This window comes from Bacteroides sp. AM16-13, assembly GCF_003602705.1.
GTDB lineage: Bacteria > Bacteroidota > Bacteroidia > Bacteroidales > Bacteroidaceae > Bacteroides > Bacteroides xylanisolvens.
Genome location: NZ_QTLK01000080.1, coordinates 1 through 1,082, shown reverse-complemented (window position 1 = coordinate 1,082; position 1,082 = coordinate 1). Strand labels below are relative to the sequence as shown.

Annotated in this window: 1 protein-coding gene; it reads left to right on the top strand. The window is 37.3% G+C overall.

Annotation, left to right across the window (positions count from 1 at the left end; all coding sequences use genetic code 11):
- Positions 1 to 181: 181 nt before the first annotated feature.
- Positions 182 to 1,048, top strand: a complete 867-nt coding sequence (locus DW173_RS23655) for a transposase (protein WP_004310695.1) — start codon at positions 182 to 184, stop codon at positions 1,046 to 1,048.
- The last annotated feature ends 34 nt before the right edge of the window (positions 1,049 to 1,082 follow it).

The following is a 1,082-nucleotide window of genomic DNA, read 5'->3' as shown; positions in this document are numbered from 1 at the left end:
ATGCGAATCAGTAGTTGAAATCACTAGCTGATTCAGTTAGTTAAATTGTTATTATTCAATTAATTATCTCATTTATTTATTTCTTAATCTCCTTGAAAATCAGTATATTAGAAGAATAAAACCACTCATTATTCTAATTATGATTCCCAAGGAGAAAGAGCTAAAACTTATAAAAATATATATGTATATCTGCGATGTTTATCAGTCTTCACTGAAGTTCTACTGTCAGAGGTTCAGTAATAACGCTACACCGATCTTCACTGATCAGGAGCTGCTTACCGTATATCTGTTCTGCGGAGCGTATCAGCGCTATTTTAGCATCAAAGAGATACATACATTCACCAAAGAATATTTGCTTTCCTGGTTCCCTAACCTTCCCTCTTATCAAACATTCAACTATCGGCTGAACCTGATGAGTGAGGCGATTAATGAACTGGTGAAGCATCTCATTACTTTCTTTAAACCAACAGATTGCGATTCTATGATATCACTTATTGACTCCATGCCCATCATTACTTGTGCAGGAAAGAACAAAACCGGAAAAGTGGCTACTGAAATTGCCACTAAAGGATACTGCTCTACAAAGAACATGTATTATTTCGGGCTCAAACTTCACACCTTAGCTTTCCGCAGGGAAGGAACCATTCCATTCCCCGAAATGATCATCTTATCATCGGCAGAGGAGAATGATCTGACTGTTCTTAAAAGAGAAGCCGCTGATAGTCTTATAAACAGATATATATTTGCGGATAAGATATACTCAGACTTCTCGTTCTGGGGAAACAAACAGCAGGAACAAGGGGTAACCATGATGACTCCCGTTAAAGCAATAAAGGGAGAGGAGCCTATTATTACTCAAAGAGAGAAAGCGGGCAGAGACCTGTTTTCAACTGCAGTATCAAAGGTCAGACAACCGATAGAATCTTTTTTCAACTGGCTGAATGAAAAAACAAATATTCAAAGAGCGATGAAAGTCAGATCTACATCTGGACTTTTAGTACATACGATGGGCAAAATTGCCATCGCATTCATTTATCTAATTTTCTAAAACAAGGAATCAGAGTTCAACTACTGATTCGCAT